Annotated in this window: 14 protein-coding genes; 10 read left to right on the plus strand and 4 right to left on the minus strand. The window is 38.8% G+C overall.

The window, feature by feature from the left end; translation table 11 throughout:
- Positions 1 to 6: 6 nt before the first annotated feature.
- Genes madM through V7S76_RS02660 form a run of 4 tightly spaced genes read right to left on the minus strand, consistent with a single transcriptional unit; the run spans position 7 to position 3,078 of the window.
- Positions 7 to 765 (minus strand): malonate transporter subunit MadM, encoded by a 759-nt coding sequence (gene madM, locus V7S76_RS02645; protein WP_459508458.1) that lies wholly within the window; start codon positions 763 to 765, stop codon positions 7 to 9.
- Position 766: 1 nt separating this feature from the next.
- Entirely contained in the window at positions 767 to 1,120 is a 354-nt protein-coding gene (madL, locus tag V7S76_RS02650) for a malonate transporter subunit MadL (RefSeq protein WP_459508459.1), read from the minus strand.
- Positions 1,121 to 1,123: 3 nt separating this feature from the next.
- Positions 1,124 to 2,620: an acyl-CoA synthetase gene (locus tag V7S76_RS02655; protein WP_459508460.1), complete on the minus strand. Its 1,497-nt coding sequence runs from the start codon at positions 2,618 to 2,620 to the stop codon at positions 1,124 to 1,126.
- 26 nt (positions 2,621 to 2,646) lie between these two features.
- Positions 2,647 to 3,078 (minus strand): YybH family protein, encoded by a 432-nt coding sequence (locus V7S76_RS02660; RefSeq protein ID WP_459508461.1) that lies wholly within the window; start codon positions 3,076 to 3,078, stop codon positions 2,647 to 2,649.
- Positions 3,079 to 3,227: 149 nt separating this feature from the next.
- Between V7S76_RS02660 and V7S76_RS02665 the strand changes: the two genes are divergently transcribed.
- The 10 genes from V7S76_RS02665 to V7S76_RS02710 all read left to right on the plus strand — a co-directional run bounded on the left by V7S76_RS02665 (position 3,228) and on the right by V7S76_RS02710 (position 17,304).
- Positions 3,228 to 6,053 carry a PQQ-dependent sugar dehydrogenase gene (locus tag V7S76_RS02665; protein WP_459508462.1) on the plus strand — a complete coding sequence of 942 codons (2,826 nt, stop codon included), beginning with the start codon at positions 3,228 to 3,230 and terminating at the stop codon, positions 6,051 to 6,053.
- Positions 6,054 to 6,137: 84 nt separating this feature from the next.
- Positions 6,138 to 7,442: a glycoside hydrolase family 88/105 protein gene (locus V7S76_RS02670; RefSeq protein ID WP_459508463.1), complete on the plus strand. Its 1,305-nt coding sequence runs from the start codon at positions 6,138 to 6,140 to the stop codon at positions 7,440 to 7,442.
- A gap of 44 nt (positions 7,443 to 7,486) precedes the next feature.
- On the plus strand, positions 7,487 to 7,864 hold the full coding sequence (locus V7S76_RS02675) for a hypothetical protein (RefSeq protein WP_459508464.1): 378 nt from the start codon (positions 7,487 to 7,489) through the stop codon (positions 7,862 to 7,864).
- Positions 7,865 to 7,930: 66 nt separating this feature from the next.
- Positions 7,931 to 10,243 carry a TonB-dependent receptor domain-containing protein gene (locus tag V7S76_RS02680; RefSeq protein ID WP_459508465.1) on the plus strand — a complete coding sequence of 771 codons (2,313 nt, stop codon included), beginning with the start codon at positions 7,931 to 7,933 and terminating at the stop codon, positions 10,241 to 10,243.
- Complete coding sequence (locus V7S76_RS02685; protein ID WP_459508466.1) at positions 10,240 to 11,367, plus strand: hypothetical protein; 1,128 nt, start codon at positions 10,240 to 10,242, stop codon at positions 11,365 to 11,367. The genes V7S76_RS02680 and V7S76_RS02685 overlap by 4 nt, the downstream gene beginning before the upstream one ends.
- A gap of 63 nt (positions 11,368 to 11,430) precedes the next feature.
- Entirely contained in the window at positions 11,431 to 12,195 is a 765-nt protein-coding gene (gene kduD / locus V7S76_RS02690) for a 2-dehydro-3-deoxy-D-gluconate 5-dehydrogenase KduD (protein ID WP_459508467.1), read from the plus strand.
- Between the two features lie 28 nt (positions 12,196 to 12,223).
- Positions 12,224 to 13,399, plus strand: a complete 1,176-nt coding sequence (locus V7S76_RS02695; protein WP_459508468.1) for a glycoside hydrolase family 88 protein — start codon at positions 12,224 to 12,226, stop codon at positions 13,397 to 13,399.
- Positions 13,400 to 13,451: 52 nt separating this feature from the next.
- The gene (gene purH, locus V7S76_RS02700; protein ID WP_459508469.1) at positions 13,452 to 14,972 is read left to right on the plus strand and encodes a bifunctional phosphoribosylaminoimidazolecarboxamide formyltransferase/IMP cyclohydrolase; all 1,521 of its coding nucleotides are present in this window, start codon (positions 13,452 to 13,454) and stop codon (positions 14,970 to 14,972) included.
- A 139-nt stretch (positions 14,973 to 15,111) separates the two neighbouring features.
- Positions 15,112 to 17,082, plus strand: a complete 1,971-nt coding sequence (gene gyrB / locus V7S76_RS02705; RefSeq protein ID WP_459508470.1) for a DNA topoisomerase (ATP-hydrolyzing) subunit B — start codon at positions 15,112 to 15,114, stop codon at positions 17,080 to 17,082.
- Between the two features lie 3 nt (positions 17,083 to 17,085).
- Complete coding sequence (locus V7S76_RS02710; RefSeq protein WP_459508471.1) at positions 17,086 to 17,304, plus strand: hypothetical protein; 219 nt, start codon at positions 17,086 to 17,088, stop codon at positions 17,302 to 17,304.
- The last annotated feature ends 3 nt before the right edge of the window (positions 17,305 to 17,307 follow it).

The following is a 17,307-nucleotide window of genomic DNA, read 5'->3' on the forward strand; positions in this document are numbered from 1 at the left end:
CTTTATTTATAAAAAGGCTTTTAACATTAAATAAAATACCGAAGGACAAAGTAAGCATCCCAAACCAGTATAAAAGGTGGCCGTCATGGCTCCATAAGGAACCAATTTAGGATCTGTAGCAGCTAATCCTGCAGCAGTTCCGCTAGTGGTTCCCATTAATCCACCAAAAATCATAGCTGATTTTGGATTGTCTAATCCAATTGTTTTAGCAATCAATGGGGTTCCAATCGTCACTAAGATGGATTTTACCACTCCAGCACCGATACTGATGGCAACAATGTCAGAACTAGCACCCACAGCCGTTCCTGTGACGGGTCCTACCACGAATGTACATGCGCCTGCGCCAATGGTAGTTAAACTTTCAGCATCTGTAATGCCCAAAGCATAGGCAATGCCAACTCCTGAAAGAAAAGAAAACAATACTCCTAAAAATAATGAAATAATTCCGACAGCTCCAGTTTTTTTAATTACCGCAAAGCTGGCACCCATGGCAGTAGAGACAATGGCAAAATCTCTAAACATGGCTCCGCCCATTAATTTGAAACCACTAAATCCAGGAATATCGGATAGACCATTTTTACCACCAGTCAAACTTCCACCTATATATGCCAAAACCAATCCTAAAAAAATAGCAATAGCAGAGCCGGGTAATTTTTTGCGGGTAAGAATGACGGAGATTCTATCAGAGAAAAACATCAAAATGCCCGTGCAAACAAAAGCAAAAACCAAACCGAATTTATCTAATACTTCAATAATCAAATCCATATTAATTTTCTTTTTTGCTCAAAAGTGGCATAAATAATAAACAAATAATGACAGGAATGATTCCAGCTAATACAGCTAACCAGCCATTTGTAAATGCAACTTTGACATTTTGAACAGATGACATGGCAACAATAATAGGGATGTACATTTTACTCCAAAATAATATTCCCTCACCCATTTCTTGGTGAAAAAGTCCTTTTTTTTCCAATTCATTTTGACTCAGAATTAAAAATAACATGGCGAATCCAACTCCACCAACATTGGAATTGATACCAATCCAATGTCCAAGTCCCTCACCGATTAATTGTCCAAGGATAAAACATCCTGCTAAGAGGGCAACTCCTTTTAATAACATAGCTTATTTAATTAACTGAATAACATCTTTTTTAGTCACTTTGCCCATAGCATTTCTGGGTAATTCTGTTAGAATTGTATATTTTCTGGGTGTTTTATAAGCTGGCATTTGGGTTCTCATCCAATTGCTTAGGTCATCAATCGCTAAATCATTCGTATTTACAATCAATGCTGCAGCGACCAATTCTCCCCATTCGTCATTTTCCAATCCAACCACACAACAATCCGCAATTCCTGGGTATTGTCTTAACACCTCTTCAATTTCCAATGCTGAAATTTTGTACCCACCTGATTTAATAATATCCACTGAATTTCTTCCTAATATTCGATAACCACCCACTTCATCAATGACAGCTATGTCTCCTGTTTTAAACCAGCCATCTATTGTAAACGATTCAGCTGTAGCTTCTGGTTTTTGCCAATATTCTTTGAATACATTTTGGCCTTTAATTTGAATTTCTCCGGGTTCATCATGGCTAACCGTTTCATTCAATTCATTGGCTAAACGAGCAGAAACACCTGGCAGAGGAAATCCAACATGTCCTGCAATACGTTCTCCGTCATACGGATTACTCAATGCCATTCCGATTTCCGTCATCCCATATCTTTCTAATAAACGATGACTACTCATCAATTGCCACTTTTCCATAACAGATACAGGAAGGGCAGCTGAACCTGAAACCATTAAACGTAATTTAGAAAGCGCAGTTGATATGTTTGTTTGCTCTATTGAGGTTAGTGATTCCCAATAAGAAATAAGTTTGAAATAAATAGTAGGAACGGCCATGAAGACACTTAATTTGTCTTCTAGTATAAGTTTGAAAATTTGTTCTGCAGAAAATCCATTGTTTGCTGGAAATAGAATGGTCGCACCCGCCCACAAGGAACATGATACGACATTAACAACTCCATGCACATGATGCAATGGTAAAATGCAAACCGTAGTATCTGACATTTCCCATTTCCAAGCCTCGATCAAAGATGATATTTGAGCGTTTAAATTTCCGTGAGAACTGACCACTCCTTTGGGTAAATTGGTTGTTCCGCTGGTATATAAAATCAAAGCCCTTCTATCGTCTGTAATTGTAGGTAGTGCTACGGAAGGTTTTGAATTTTCATCATTAGTTCCAAGGATAATCAATCGACAATTTAATTCTTGAGCAAGTTCCTTCAAAAATTCGGCATATTCTTGAGAAACCACTAAAATACTTGCGCCCGAATTTTCGATAGTGTACCTTAAGGAGGGTAATGGATAACTTAAACATAAAGGAACTGCGACACCGCCCGCTAACCATATGCCCCATTGGACCCGAACATAATCGAATCCGGGATTAACCATGTAGGCCACTCTTGCTTCATTTAAATCGGAAGATGGGTGAAGAAGTAATTGAGCAAATGCATTACTAGCTTGATGTAATTCAGAATAGGTATATTGGCTTCCATCAGAATGAATGGCGATTTTGTCCAAATAAGGCAATGATTTTTCGAAAATTGAAATCATATTGTATAGATATTTAAGTGGTTTAATTAAGAAGTATGATCTCTTAGAACGAGCCATTTTCCGTTGATTTTTTTCATTAATAAGGTAAAATGTCCGCCCACATCTCCTAATTTAGGCCTATTAAGATCCCATCTACCGAGCACCCATGCAGTTTTACCTTCTGTAATGTCAATTTCTACTATGTTAAACGTCAACTTTCCCATGGTCTCTTGGTTTGGGTAGGAGGTAAGATATCTTTGCAAGGTGGCATTCCATCCTTTGACAATATTTGTTTTTCCGATGAATTTCAAATCTTCCGATTTGTCATAATATTCCATGAATTCTCGAATATTACCTTTGTTCCAAAGTTCTTGTTGTTGAAAAAGAACTTTTTTGATATCCTCTTGATCGGATGTTGATTGAGCAGTTAGAGATATACTAAAGAAAATAAAGAAGACCAAAAGGGATTGTTTTAACATAGGTTTAGCAAATTTTTTGATAAATATAGGAGAAATTATTGTCGACAAAAAACCTTATTTGGTATCATTCAGGATAATTCATTTTTTGTTATGGTATTATTGTATCATTTTTGTAAAATAACATATTAAAACCTGTCAAATCCAAATCTATGAAACGACTTCTTCTTTCATTTTTATTAGTTTCTTTATTTTATTCCATTTTATTTCAAGCTAATGCTCAAGCTCCTGAGGAAAATAGATTTGTAAAATCTGTTTTGGTGGAGAAATTGGATGAGCCGATGGAATTAACTTTTTTACCGGACGGCCGAATACTTTTTGCGGAAAGAAAAGGTGATGTCAAGCAATATGATCCCATGTCTAAAATTACGAAGGTCATTGGTCATATTAATGTCAATACAAAATATACCAACAGAGCTGGCCAGAAGCGTGAGGCGGAAGAAGGTTTGATGGGTATCATTGTAGATCCTAAGTTCAAAGAAAATCATTGGCTTTATTTGTATTATGCACATCCAACAGAAGCTAAACATGTGTTGGCTCGTATGGAATTAAAAGATGAGGAATTACTGATTGATCAACAAAAGGTGATCATGGAAGTTCCGACACAACGGGAAGAATGTTGCCATACAGGAGGTGGAATGGTTTTTGATAAATCAGGTAATTTATTCTTAACGATTGGAAATAATACATCAAATAGTAATTCTGATGGTTATGCAACGATTGATGAGCGTCCAGGTCAAGCCTATTGGGATGATCAGCGTGGGGCAGCGAATAGCAATAGTTTATTGGGAAAAATTTTACGCATTCACCCCGAAAAAGATGGTTCTTATACCATTCCAAAAGGAAATATGTTTGCGCCTGGTACTCCTAAAACTCGTCCAGAAATATATACCATGGGTCATCGTAATCCTTGGAGACCAAGTTTAGATTCCAAAACAGGCTTTTTATATTGGGGAGAAGTTGGTCCAGATGCTTCGGTAGATTCAGATAAAGGATCGAAAGGATTTGATGAATTTAATCAAGCGAAAGGTCCAGGATTTTTCGGCTGGCCATATTTTATTGGAAACAATCAACCTTATACGGATTTCAATTTCGAAACAATGGCGATTGGGCCGAAGTTTGATCCTGCTCATCCGGTGAATAACTCTCCAAATAACACGGGTTTAAGAGAATTACCTGCCGCACAAAAACCTATGATTTGGTATCCTTATGGTATTTCAGAAGACTTTCCTTTGGTAGGTTCTTCGGGTAGAAGTGCTACGGGCGGGCCGGTTTATCATCGTTCAGATTTTCCAAATGCAAAAAGAGCATTTCCTTCTTATTATGAAGGAAAATGGTTGATAGTTGAATTTATGCGTGGTTGGATTATGTCTGTTACCATGGATGAAAATGGAAATTATAAATCCATGGAGCGTTTTATGCCTAATTCCTCTTTTGGTAGTGCAATTGATATGGATTTTAGTCCAGAAGGCGATTTATATGTATTGGAATATGGTTCTGCTTGGTTTAAAGGTAATGACAATGCTCGATTGGTGAAAATTGAATACCAAGGCGGTAACCGCAAACCTTATGTAGAACTAAGCGCAAGCAAAACAAAAGGCGCTGCACCAATGACCACACAACTTTCTGCTGATGGTTCCAAAGACTATGATGGAGATGCTTTGACTTACACGTGGACCATTAAAAAAGCCGGTAAATTTGTCAAAAATTTGAGTGGTTCTTCGGCTCAACTTAATCTAAAGGACGCAGGTAAATACACGGTTACTTTGAAAGCAACAGATCCTAAGGGTTTGAGCAATACAAAATCTTTGGAATTATTGGTTGGAAATGAAGCTCCTAAAGTAAAAATCGCTTTTGAGAATGCAAATAAATCATTTTACTTCTCAGATTCTGCACCTAAATATAAAATTGAAGTAGAAGATAAGGAAGATGGATCTTTAGGTAAAGGTATTGCTCCAGAGTCAGTGGCTGCAACATTAGATTATATACCATATGGTTATGATCCAATTGAAATGTCTCAAAGTCACCGCAAAGCAGATAGCGAGTTATTTGCATCAGCTGGTTTACGTTTAATCAATAAAAGCGATTGTAAATCTTGCCATATTTTAAATGTTCGTTCTGTGGGACCTAGTTACCAAGAAGTTGCAGAAAAATACAAAGGTCAAGATGTATTGGATAAATTAGCGGATAAAATCATCGTTGGTGGTACGGGAGTTTGGGGAGAACATTCGATGGCTGCTCACCCGGGGATCTCAAAAGCAGATGCGAAAACGATGGTATCTTATATCATGAGTTTGACTGAGAAAAAAGCATCGAATAACATTGCCTTGTCAGGAGAGTTAGCATTGAAAAAACCAGATAATCAAACTGGGACAAAAGGTGTTTTTGTAGTTCGTGCTACATATTTAGATAAGGGTAATAACAAAATTGCACCTGTTCAATCTGAAGAATGGTTGTTTTTGCGTCATCCTGCATTGGATGTTGAAAAAGCAGATTTGTCGAGTGGAATTCAACAATTAATTACTCCGATGCGAGCAACTAATATGGTTGGCAAAAATCCATACATTGCTTACAAAGGATTAGATTTAACAGGTATCAATACCATGGAAATTTCTGCATCTGCACAAGCTAGAACCAATGCTTCTGGAGGAGTAATTGAAATACATATGGATTCGCCGACCGGTGCAATCATTGGAAAAACAAATCCAATTGAAGTAGCACAAGGTGGTTTTGGCGGTCCGGCTCCAGCAGCTAACCCCAATCAAAAAGGTGCTCCTTTAGGTACTCCAACAGGTCCTGTTGCACCTGCAGCTGCACCAGCTGGAGGACAAGGACCTCGTAGAATGGCGCCTGCGGCACAAAAAGTATCAGTAGTTCCAACTTTGGGAACACATGATGTGTATTTTGTAGCGGTTAATCCGACAGTGAAAGAGCAACAAATTGTTGTTCAGATTTCGGGTATTGAAATGAAAAAATAATTAGAATTTAAATTTCAAATAAGGTTTTACTATTTTAAGTAAAAAAAAAGGTTTCTTCGCTTTCATGCTTAGAAACCTTTTTTTATGAGATATATAGTAATTTTTCTTTTCCTTTCCGTGCATGTTTTTGCGCAAAAAAACATTACGGCAGCATCTGACGCAACGGCTCCATTACATGCTTTGCAACCTGATTATCCCATACCTTATGGTGCCCCTTCGGTGGAGAATATACAATCAACCATTGATCGTGTTTTTACTTATTTAGAAATAGCGACTCCTAATAAATTTGTCAATAAAGTGTCCGGTGAGATTTGGAAATCAGGTCAAGAATTTACTGATCAAACCGTTTTTTCAAAAGGTGATTTTCGACCCATTTCCTATGAATGGGGAGTAACTTATTCTGGGATGTTGGCATTGACCAAAGTAACAGGAAATCCTAAATACAAAGAGTACGTATTCAATCGGTTGAATTTAATTGCATCTGCAATTCCAGCTGCACAAAAAAACAATACCAAACATGTATTGCACGGATTGATTCACCCTCGAGCATTGGATGATATTGGAGCAATGGGTATGGCAGTAGTGAAGGCCCAAAAGGATGGTTTTACGACCGATATGTCCTTTGTGACTCAACGTGCTAAAGATTTTATTTTGAAGGAAGAACATCGTTTGCCAGATAAAACCTTAGTCCGTATACGTCCTTTACATCATACCATGTGGTTGGATGATTTGTATATGGCAATTCCTGCATTATTACAATTAGGGGAATATGATGAAGCGGTTTTTCAGTTTGAGGCTTATCGCAAAAGGATGTTTAATTCTAATTTGAACATATTTATGCATGGTTATTTGGTGGACGCAACGGAACATCCGGAATTTCATTGGGCCAGAGCAAATGGTTGGGCTTTGTTGACAACCGCTGAAATGTTGGAATATTTACCAGCGAATCATCCCGCTAGACCTGAAATTATGAAGCAATTGAAAAATCATTTGAAAGGCTTAATGTCTTACCAAGATGGTACGGGTTTTTGGCATCAATTAATCGATAAAAATGATTCTTATTTGGAAACTTCAGCCACAGCTATTTATTGTTATGTGATTTCAAAAGGTATCAACATGGGTTGGTTAGATGCAAAAACCTTTGGACCCGCTGCTATTTTGGCTTGGAATGCTGTGGCAACGAAAGTTAATGAGAAAGGACATGTAGAAGGAACTTGCGTAGGAACTGGTTTAGCCTGGGATCCCGCTTTTTATTACCATCGTCCAATTTCACCCTTTGCTGCACATGGTTATGGACCTGTTTTATTGGCAGGTTCATCAATGATGGAATTGCTGACCAATAAAAAATATCAAATCAATGATTCAGCTGTTCATTTGATAGAAAAATGAGATAAGTCAGATTTTATTTGTTACAATTTCCTTACTTTTGCAGCATGATTCGCGTTTTAGCTATCTTTTTGCTTTTTTCCTTGCAATTACCCCTTTTTAATAAGTGGGGTTCGGTAGCTTATTATCAGATTAATCGCGATTACATTGCAGAAAACCTTTGTGTGAACCGTGATAAACCGATGTTGAACTGTAATGGTCAATGTTATTTAGCGAAAAAACTAAAGGCTGCAGAAGAAAAAGAGCAGAAATCAAATTCAGAGCGTTTAGAAAAAATGCCGGAAGTGGTGTTGAGTTTTCAAGCCATTCAGCCTGTTTTTAATTCCCGTTTCACTGCTTCAGAACTCATTGAAAATCATTTCACTTCAACGGAATTCTTCCCTAACTCAGCCGATAAAGGCTTTTTCCACCCTCCACAGGTCTAATTAATTTTCTTGACACTTTACCCTTGGCTGGAAGTCATGGGCATTACTCATTTTAATTAATTATACATGAAACAGATCATTCTGGGGCTATTGTTGTGCATTACATCCGTAGCTCAAGCTCAAATTAAAGTACTTAATTCGATTACAAACGAGCCTATCGTAGGTGCTAGCCTAAAAAAAGGCGATAAAACAATTTCCATTTCAAATGAAAGAGGGGAATTCCAAGTTAAAGAAAAGGGAGAATTCACGGTAACGGCTTTAGGTTTTAAAGCAGCTAAAACGACTGGGGAAACAAGCCCTATTTTTCTAGAGGAATCCACTCAAACTTTAGAATCAGTCGTGGTGACTGCCTCTCGCCAAACGGCGACGCGTGCAGAGACGCCCGTAGCCATTCATAAAATTGGATCTGCGCTGATTCAAGATACGAAGGCGCTTCAATTAACGGAGATTATCAATAAAGTCCCCGGTGTGGTGATGTTAGATTACCGAAATGAACAACACGGGATGGGTATTCGCCAGCCTTTTGGAACATCTGCTTATTTCTTGTACATGGAAGATGCGCTTGCATTGCGTCCTTTGGGGGTATTTAATCACAACGCCTTAATTGAATCGAATCTACAAGGATTGAATTCAGTGGAAGTAATTAAGGGCCCAGCGTCCTCCCTTTATGGGCCTGAGGCCGTGGGTGGAGCGATTAACTTGATCACGAAGACGGCACCAGGTATTCCGACGGCACAAGTAGGTTTACAAGTAGATGAATGGGGTTACAATAGGATTCAATTCACAGCTGGAGCACAAGTAGGCAAGAAATGGTCGATTATGACGGGCGGTTATGTGGCTCGCCAAAAAGGATCTTGGGCCTCTAATTCCGACTTCGACAAGTCTTCAATCAACGTACGTTTAGATTATCAATTTACGCCTAAGACAAAACTTTGGGGCTCATTTGCCTATAATGATTACTTCTCGCAGACGGGTGGCAACATCGACAGTACGGGTTATTATTCTCGTAGCTATAAAAGCCCGGCGGATTTTACCTACCGTTCTTCGTTCTCGTCTCGTTCACGGTTGACCTTAGAGCACAAATGGTCGGATCAGGCGAACTCTAGTTTGACCGCTTTTTATCGGGATAATGCCTTAGGTCAAAACCCATCCTATTCGATTTCTTGGACCAGTCCAGCGGTTACGGCGTCAGGACAGATAAACCAAAACAGTTTCAAAAGCTTTGGCTTGATGGGCCAGCACTCGCAAAATTTTGAATTTCTGAACTCAAAATTAGTAGCGGGCTTTTTGTTAGATCGCTCGCCTAATGATTATTGGGCTTACAAAATTAACTTAGCTGCGACGCTTCGCCCGGACAAGAAATCGGTGGAGAAATTCACGATTACACAAGTCTTGCCATCGACGTACTTAGGCAATTATTCGGCGGTGATTTGGAACAAAGCGGCTTACGCACAGTTTGACCTGCATCCAATAGAGAAATTGCGTCTTTCTTTAGGAGGTCGTTTCGATCAAATGTCCTTTGACTACACGAATTTCATCGATAATTCAACGGGCACAAAAAGCTACGAACAATTCTCGCCTAAGTTAGGGGTCACGTATGAGGCTTCCTCAGTCCTAGGTTTCTATGGTAATTTCTCCAAAGGCTTCTCGCCACCTGCCCTTTCAGCGGTATTCCGCGCGAGACCAGCGGCACAAGCGGCGGCAACAGGGGAGAAATTCTATTTAAGCATTGACCCAGCTGTGTTTTCGAATTACGAAGTTGGAGGTTGGGCTTCACTTTGGCAAAATAAAGTCTTCTTTGATTACACGTTCTATCGTTTAGAGGGTAATAATGAGCTTTTAGGAATTCGCCAGCCGGATAACACGACGGATTATCAATCTGCAGGTAAGACTTTGCACGAGGGGATTGAGTACCAAATCACGATCCGGCCGAACGATTCTTGGAACTTCCGCTTTGGAGGAACAAATGCAAAACATACGTTTGTGGATTTTGTATTAAGTACGCGTTCGTCAGACGCATTGAAAAATGTGAATGGAAAAGAGATGCCACAAGCGCCTAACTTCATCGCAAACTCAGAGATAACTTACAAGTACAAAGGAGCGCGTATTTCCTTAGAATGGCAAAAAATTGGGCCTTGGTTTCAAGATCAAGTGAACAAAGTAAGTTTCGAAGGCGTATCTGTTTTCAATTTACGTGTAGGGTATAACTACAAAGCGTATCAATTCTTCACTAACATCTTGAATCTAGGTGATGCTTTATATGCCACAACGGCGACTCGTGGAAATAACGCTACAGATAAATCAACCTATACGCCAGCGGCTCCTCGTACAGTGGTTGCCGGTGTACAAATCGACGTATTCCAACTATTCAAAAAATGAAAAAATTAATCCTTTTGCTCGTTTTCTTTGCGCAGGTCTCTTTCGCGCAAACGGTGTCTAATCCTGCTAATCAGGCGTTAGACCCCTCTTTTGCACTGAAATCAAACGGCGATGTCGTTCTATCTTGGGTAGAGAAATCAGCCAATGGGGTTTTATTCTTTCGAAAAGTTAATCAGGGGCCTGTGGAGCAGGTCCCTATTGATAAAAAAGCGTCAACGCACGCAGAGGGAATGCCTAAACTGGCCTATAAAGCGGATGGTACTTGTATCCTTTTGTATGAGATGAATCGCCCTACAGCAGCCTCTCGATTTAATGGGGATTTGCTGTATGCGATGGAGGAGAATGGGGTTTGGCAAAAACCACAACACATTCACACAGATACCGCGGCTGGACTGAGCCACTCCTTTGGGAAGATCATTTCCTTGCCGAATGGTCAGGTGGGCGCTTATTGGTTAGATGTGAAAGTAGGGCCCAAAGGCCGTACGCTCGTTACGGCTTCTACTGCGCCTGGTTTAGGTTTTGGGGACATGAAAATTCTCGACAAACAAACCTGCGAATGTTGTCGAATTGATGCCTTGGCTGATGAAAAAGGAAATGTAGATGTAATTTATCGGGATTTAAACGATAAAGGTGAAAGAGATATGGGTTATATTCATTCTGAAGATTTTGGAAAAAATTATTCAGAATCGGTTCCATTGTATGAGGATCATTGGTTGGTGAATGCGTGCCCTCACGCAGGTCCATCTTTAGTTCGTGGGTCAAAAGGTCTAGAAGCTGCTTGGTATACCGGTGCAGAGGGTTCCTCTGGTGTAAAATGGGCGTATCAAGGATCTAAAAAGATGATTCTCCATTTAACTGGTGATAAAATCAGGATGCCTCAGTTAGCCTCGAATCCGAAAGGTGAAACTGCTTTGGTTTTTGCAGCAATTAAGCAAGAAGGTGATCGGTATTTTAAACAAATTGGATTAGTGGTAAAAGATCTGAACGGCAAGTTGACCAAAAAATACATTTCTGATCCGAAATGGGATTGTTCTTATCCAGCCATACAATGGACAGGTAAAACTTGGTTAGTAGCGTATGAAGCGGTTAAAGATGGAGCGCAAGTTATTCATTTGAAGTATTAGTAAAAATTAACCTTTGATTGAGTAAAGATTTGCTTTGAATTTCTTTTAGAGTAAATTTAAAACATGCAAAATTCATTTGATTTATCTGGTAAAATTGCCTTAGTAACAGGTTGTAAAAGAGGGATTGGGAAAGCAATGGCAGTGGCCTTGGCAGAGGCAGGTGCAGATATAATCGGTGTTTCGGCTAATTTAGAAATAAATCATTCGGAAGTTGAAAAAGAAATTACCGCTTTAGGAAGAAATTTCACGGCCTATCAAGCAGATTTTTCAGATCGTGAATCTTTGTATGATTTTATCAAACAATTGATTAAAAAGTTTCCTCGGATAGATATTTTGGTGAACAATGCAGGAACCATCTTAAGAGATCCAGCTGCTGACCATTCGGATGAATATTGGGATGAAGTGTTGGAGGTAAATTTAACTTCCCAGTTTATCTTGAGTAGAGAAATTGGTCGTAATATGATTGCCAATGGATCTGGAAAAATTATTTTCACAGCTTCTTTATTAAGTTTTCAAGGCGGAATAAACGTTCCTGGTTATGCAGCAAGTAAAGGTGGAATTGCTCGTTTGACCATGGCTTTGGCCAATGAATGGGCAAGTAAAGGAATCAATGTTAATGCGATCGCACCGGGATATATCTCAACGGATAATACAGAAGCTTTGAGAAATGATGCGGACCGAAGTGCTTCTATTTTAGCACGTATTCCTGCGGGTCGTTGGGGACAACCTGATGACTTTAAGGGTCCAGTAGTGTTTTTAGCCTCTGCAGCTTCAAATTATGTTAATGGTACGATTTTGACCGTTGATGGCGGTTGGATGGGAAGATAAAAATAGAAATATAAACCTTGTTAAAACTATGAAAAAATTAATTCCTTTATTCGTTTTATTATCCAGTAGTGTCTTTGCACAAAAAATTGATGTTAATAAGCAATTTCAATTAGCTGGTCAACAATATGAGCGTATGTTGGCAGATCATCCAGATACGAGCGTAACCATACATTCGGCAAAAGCAGATGGGTCCTATCGAAATATGCCATCCCATTGGTGGTGTTCTGGATTTTTCCCGGGTGGATTGTGGTATTTGTATGAAAAAACCAAGGATGTTAAATGGGAAAAAGCGGCAAGATTATGGACTGCCGCTGTTGAAAAAGAGCAATACAACAAAGGAACCCATGATTTAGGTTTCATGATGTTTGATTCTTTTGGGAATGAATTGCGATTAACAAAGGATCCAAAAGCTAAGAAAGTTTTGATTCAGTCGGCGAAATCATTGGCTTCTCGTTTTGATCCAAATATTGGTTTGATTAAATCTTGGAACAGTTTCAAAGGCGGATATAAATTTCCGGTTATCATCGATAACATGATGAATTTGGAATTATTGTTTTGGGCATCAAGAGAAACGGGAGATAACTCGTTTCGTCAAATAGCTATTACACATGCTGATAATACGATAAAAAATCATTTTAGGCCTGATTTTTCTAGCTATCATGTGATTTGTTACGATATAGATGGAAAAGTTTTGGCCAAAAAACAACATCAAGGATATCAAGATGAATCGACTTGGACGCGTGGCCATGCTTGGGCGATTTATGGATATGTGACCATGTATCGCGAAACAAAGGATCAGAAATATTTGGATTTTGCGCAGAAAATTACGGATTACTATTTGAATCATCCGAATTTGCCATCCGATAAAATTCCTTATTGGGATTTCTTTGCTCCTAACATGCCTAACGAAGAAAGAGATGCTTCCGCTGGAGCAATTACCGCTTCTGCTTTGTTGGAATTATCCACGTATTCAGGTGCTAAAGGTAAAAAATACTACGCTGATGCGGTTAAAATGTTGGAATCCTTATCGAGTCCTGCCTACCGTGCAGCTCTTGGAGAAAATAATAATTTCTTGATCAAGCACTGCGTGGGAGCAAAAGGTTTGAATTCTGAAATCGATGTACCTTTGATTTATGCCGATTATTATTATTTGGAAGGATTATTGAGATACGAAAAATTAAGGAATAAGAAATCTAAAAATTAGTCGAATTTTGTTTTAATTCGTACCTTTGGGGCTTCCATTTATTACAAGCCCCATGTCATTAAAGAAAATTCAATCAGCCTTAATTTCAGTTTATTACAAAGACGGTTTAGCGCCAATTATTCAAGAACTTCATCAATCAGGAGTTGTATTGTATTCCACTGGTGGAACGCAACAATTCATTGAGGAAATGGGGATTCCTGTGATTCCTGTAGAGGATTTAACAGGTTATCCTTCTATTTTTGGTGGTCGGGTAAAAACCCTACATCCAAAGGTTTTTGGTGGTATTTTATATCGTCGCGATTTACCTTCGGATGTTGAGGTAGCAAAACAATATGAAATTCCAGCTTTGGATTTGGTGATGGTGGATTTGTATCCATTTGAAGAAACTGTTGCTTCTGGTGCCTCAGATGAAGATATTATTGAGAAGATTGATATTGGTGGTATATCATTAATTCGTGGTGCAGCGAAAAATTTTGCTGATGTTTTAATTGTATCCTCTCGCGATCAATACGCAGAGGTGCTTACCATTTTTTCTGAGAATGGTGCAGCGACAAGCTTAGATCAAAGAAGAAGTTTTGCTCAAAAAGCATTTGCGGTTTCTTCTCATTATGATGGAGCTATTCAACGCTATTTTGCGGGTGAAGTGGCGGATTTGGCAAGTTATAAAGCTTTGCCTGCTCATTCTTTGAGATACGGTGAAAATCCACATCAACAAGGAAAATTTTACGGTGATTTAGAAAGTCTTTTTGATAAGTTACATGGAAAAGAATTGTCATATAATAATTTAGTAGATGTGGATGCGTGTTTGACTTTGTTGGATGAATTTGCAGAAACGGCTTTTGTGATTATTAAGCACATGAATGCTTGTGGAGTAGCGACAGGAAATAGTGTACAAGAAGCATACGAAAAAGCTTTGGCTTGTGATCCGATTTCTGCTTTTGGAGGCGTGTTGGCTACGAATCAAACGGTTGACAAGGCAGCTGCCGAGTCTATTAATCCATTGTTTTGTGAAATATTAATAGCTCCAGGGTTTACTGAGGAGGCTTTGGAAGTTTTAAGGACCAAGAAAAATCGTATTTTGTTAAAAAGAAATGCGCAAGATTTTCCAAAAGTAATGTTCAAAACATTGTTGAATGGTGTTTTGGAGCAAGATAAAGATTTAGTGATGGAAGGTGTAGAAGACTTTAAAACAGTTACCCAAATGGCACCAACGGAAGAGCAAAAGCGTGCTTTAGCTTTTGCATTGAAAATTTGCAAGCATACGAAATCGAATACAATTGTATTAGCTAAAGAAGGCCAATTGTTGGCTTCAGGAGTTGGTCAAACATCTCGTGTAGATGCTTTGAAGCAAGCCATTGAGAAAGCAAAAGAATTTGGATTTGATTTGCAAGGATCTGTGATGGCATCTGATGCGTTTTTCCCATTCCCAGATTGTGTTGAAATTGCGGGAAAAGCAGGAATTGTTGCCGTAACTCAACCAGGTGGTTCTATCAAAGATAAGGATTCCATCGAATATTGTGATGCGAATGGCATTGCGATGGTCATGACTGGAATTCGTCATTTCAAACACTAAAATTACTGCTCGTTTTTTTCTGCTAATAATTTAGTTTTTCAAAGGAAAAAATTGTATTTTTAAGATTGAAATTTAATAATCAAATAAAGGATAGTCTCTATAAATTTAGAAGGCTATAAAAATAACATTTATACAAATTATGTCAGAAGCACAAGATTCAGCCGCTCAGGATAGAGCAAATTATGGTGCAGATAATATTCAAGTATTAGAAGGTTTAGAGGCGGTTCGTAAGCGTCCATCCATGTACATTGGTGATACGGGATTTAAAGGTCTACATCATTTGATATGGGAGGTAGTTGATAACTCCATTGACGAAGCTTTAGCAGGTCATTGTGATCAAATCAACGTAACGATCAATACGGATAATTCTATATTGGTTGAAGACAACGGTAGAGGTATTCCAACCGGAATGCATACCAAGGAGAAGCGTTCTGCTTTAGAGGTTGTAATGACAGTACTACACGCTGGTGGTAAATTTGATAAGGATACTTACAAGGTGTCTGGAGGTTTGCACGGGGTGGGGGTTTCGTGTGTGAATGCCTTGTCGACTGATTTGAAAGTAACGGTTTATAGTAGAGATGGTAAAATTTACCAACAAGAATATAAAATTGGTGTTCCTCAATATCCAGTAAAAGAAGTTGGAACAACTGATCGTACTGGTACTTCGGTTTTATTTAAGCCAGATGAGACCATTTTTACGGTTACTGAATACAAATATGAGACAGTAGCTGGTCGTTTGCGCGAGTTATCTTTCTTGAATGCTGGTATCCGTATTCAATTAACGGATTTACGTGAACTGGATGAAAATGGTGTTGCGAAAACGGAAGAATTTTTCTCTGAAGGTGGACTTCGTGAGTTCGTTATGTTCTTGGATTCAACACGTGAGCCATTATTATCTGAGCCTATTTACATGGAAGGTGATAAAAATGGAGTTCCCGTTCAAGTGGCCATGATGTACAATACGTCTTACACGGAAAACGTGGTTTCGTATGTAAACAACATTAATACCATTGAAGGGGGAACGCACGTTGCGGGTTTCCGTGGAGCCTTGACACGTACCTTGAAGAATTATGCTGATAAATCTGGTGCTTTAGATAAATTAAAAATTGATATCGCAGGTGACGATTTCCGTGAGGGTTTGACAGCTGTTATTTCGGTCAAAGTAGCTGAACCTCAATTTGAAGGTCAAACGAAAACCAAATTAGGAAATGGTGAAGTTTCCGGTGCGGTTTCATCTGCTATGTCAGATATGTTGGAATCATGGTTGGAAGAGCATCCTAAAGAGGCTCGTCAGATTGTAGCCAAGGTTATTTTAGCAGCACAGGCACGCCATGCGGCTCGTAAGGCTCGTGAAATGGTTCAAAGAAAAACGGTCCTAGGCTCGAATTCATTACCGGGTAAATTGGCCGATTGTTCTGATTCAGATCCCAATGTTTGCGAGTTATACCTTGTCGAAGGGGACTCAGCTGGTGGAACTGCCAAGCAAGGAAGAAATAGAGCTTTTCAAGCAATTTTACCATTAAGAGGTAAAATTTTGAACGTAGAAAAAGCGCAGGAATATCGTATCTATGAGAACGAAGAGATCAAAAACATGATCACTGCTTTGGGCGTTTACTTCGGTAAAGATGGTGACGAAAGAGCTTTGAACATTGAAAAACTACGTTATCATAAAATCATTATCATGACCGATGCGGACGTTGATGGTAGTCACATTCGTACCTTAATATTAACATTCTTCTTCCGATACATGCGTGAATTGGTTGATCATGGATATATCTATATCGCTCAACCTCCTTTATACCAAGTGAAAAAAGGACAAGCGGTTCGTTATGTTTGGACAGAGCAACAAAGAGATGAAGCCATTCGTGAATTAGCCGGTGGTGGGAAAGAGGAAAGTGTGGGTATTCAACGTTATAAAGGTTTGGGAGAAATGAATGCTGAACAATTGTGGGAGACTACGATGAATCCAGAATCAAGAACATTAAAACAAGTGACAGTTGATTCGGCCATTGAGGCAGATTTGTTGTTCTCTATGTTAATGGGTGATGAAGTTGCTCCTCGTAGAGATTTCATTGAAAAAAATGCTAAATACGCTAAGGTTGACGTGTAGGATATGGAATTTGATTTTAAATCCTACCATGTTAGAGCCATTAATGCGCATTCTGATTTAGAAAAAGCGGCAATTAATCAAGAATTAAAAGATTATTATGCATCACTTTCCGAAGAAGAAAAACGTTTTTTTAATATTGAATTGCAAAAGTATTTAATGCAGGAAGTGGGTCGTTTGGGCTCCGATTACGAGGCAATAAAGGATCAACAAAATAATGATTAATAT

The organism is Aquirufa sp. ROCK2-A2 (assembly GCF_054558485.1).

Bases quoted from the DNA above. Each gene is read 5' to 3' on its own strand.
- V7S76_RS02665 (WP_459508462.1), top strand. From the start codon at position 3,228: ATGAAACGACTTCTTCTTTCATTTTTATTAGTTTCTTTATTTTATTCC.
- V7S76_RS02670 (WP_459508463.1), top strand. From the start codon at position 6,138: ATGAGATATATAGTAATTTTTCTTTTCCTTTCCGTGCATGTTTTTGCG.
- gyrB (WP_459508470.1), top strand. From the start codon at position 15,112: ATGTCAGAAGCACAAGATTCAGCCGCTCAGGATAGAGCAAATTATGGT.
- V7S76_RS02695 (WP_459508468.1), top strand. From the start codon at position 12,224: ATGAAAAAATTAATTCCTTTATTCGTTTTATTATCCAGTAGTGTCTTT.
- V7S76_RS02675 (WP_459508464.1), top strand. From the start codon at position 7,487: ATGATTCGCGTTTTAGCTATCTTTTTGCTTTTTTCCTTGCAATTACCC.
- madM (WP_459508458.1), bottom strand. From the start codon at position 765: ATGGATTTGATTATTGAAGTATTAGATAAATTCGGTTTGGTTTTTGCT.
- V7S76_RS02710 (WP_459508471.1), top strand. From the start codon at position 17,086: ATGGAATTTGATTTTAAATCCTACCATGTTAGAGCCATTAATGCGCAT.
- V7S76_RS02660 (WP_459508461.1), bottom strand. From the start codon at position 3,078: ATGTTAAAACAATCCCTTTTGGTCTTCTTTATTTTCTTTAGTATATCT.
- madL (WP_459508459.1), bottom strand. From the start codon at position 1,120: ATGTTATTAAAAGGAGTTGCCCTCTTAGCAGGATGTTTTATCCTTGGA.
- purH (WP_459508469.1), top strand. From the start codon at position 13,452: ATGTCATTAAAGAAAATTCAATCAGCCTTAATTTCAGTTTATTACAAA.
- kduD (WP_459508467.1), top strand. From the start codon at position 11,431: ATGCAAAATTCATTTGATTTATCTGGTAAAATTGCCTTAGTAACAGGT.
- V7S76_RS02685 (WP_459508466.1), top strand. From the start codon at position 10,240: ATGAAAAAATTAATCCTTTTGCTCGTTTTCTTTGCGCAGGTCTCTTTC.
- V7S76_RS02680 (WP_459508465.1), top strand. From the start codon at position 7,931: ATGAAACAGATCATTCTGGGGCTATTGTTGTGCATTACATCCGTAGCT.
- V7S76_RS02655 (WP_459508460.1), bottom strand. From the start codon at position 2,620: ATGATTTCAATTTTCGAAAAATCATTGCCTTATTTGGACAAAATCGCC.